The following is a 1,116-nucleotide window of genomic DNA, read 5'->3' on the forward strand; positions in this document are numbered from 1 at the left end:
GCCAACCCCACAAGCAATGCGTTGTAGCCGAGATGGTAGGTGGCCGCGTCACCCGATCGCTGCACGAAACCGCGCCGCTCCAGCGTGCTCAAAAGGCGGAACGCCCTGGCTTTGGTAATTTCAGATCTTTTGGAAAGCTCGGTCACACCCAGGCCGGGGTTCTGGGCTACGAGCATCAATAAGCCGAGTGCTTCATCTACCGACGCTACGTTATAGTCCATTGCCTTCTTGCCGCTGGCTTGCTTCAACGGGTATGTTTGAGTTAGCGAAGCATTCTACCGTCAGGGCCCAGTACGATGATGTCGACATACGACGAGCCCGAGTGATTTGTCGGGGAAAAATTAACAGAGAATCCGCCGAGATTTAAATCCCTCAATGACTCCAGGGAACGTTTCAGCTTCGCAGAAGTGGGAATCGGTCCGGCGCGTTTCAGGCCCTCGGTCAGTACCCTGGCCGCAATGTAGCCTTCAGTCACTGCCAGGTTCAAATCAGACCCCGGGACGCCAAATTTCTTGTGGTCCTCCTGCATTTCCCTGATGAGCGTGGAGGTCTTACTGGACGGATCGGGCACCACCAGCGCTATGCCCAAGCCGTAGGCGGCCTGTTTGCCGATTCTTTTCACGACCGCGGCACCGTCGGTGACGGAAAGGGCGACGACAAACGCCGAACTTCCACCTTGACGAAAATTCTTGTAGAACTCGGCGGTCGCGGCACTCGTCGCCACTGAAATAACCGCGTCGGGTTTGGCCTTGAGAATCGTTGCGACCGCTTCACTGACATTTGTCGTGCCGTATTCGTAGCTCGCACTGCCCGAGAGCTGAAGGTTTTTCCCCTTGATCGCGCGTAGCGCCCTGTCGTAACCTTCAACGCCAAACGGGCTCTTCTCGTAGAGAACGGCGATACGCTTGTGCCCGATGATGTTCATGTGGGACACGATTTTCTGCACCTCCTGGGCATAGTTGGCGCGGGTGTGAAAAATCCAGGGGTCTACCGGTTGATGAAGCGAGACAGCCCCCGTTCGTGGCCCGACCAAAGGAATGCCGGCCACAGCCAGTACCTTTTCCTGAATCAGCGCTTCAACAGGCGCAGTTCCAGAAAATCCGATCAATGCAACAG

At 56.2% G+C, this 1,116-nt stretch carries 2 protein-coding genes; both read right to left on the bottom strand.

Annotated elements, in window-relative coordinates:
* A partial coding sequence (locus AC1D1Z_RS37660) for a helix-turn-helix domain-containing protein (protein ID WP_477853932.1) occupies nucleotides 1-221 on the bottom strand: 221 nt, incomplete at its 3' end.
* Nucleotides 222-262: 41 nt separating this feature from the next.
* The coding region (locus AC1D1Z_RS37665) for an ABC transporter substrate-binding protein (protein WP_477853934.1) at nucleotides 263-1,116 on the bottom strand (854 nt) is incomplete at its 5' end.

This window comes from Rhizobium sp. P1_E1 (assembly GCF_056406015.1).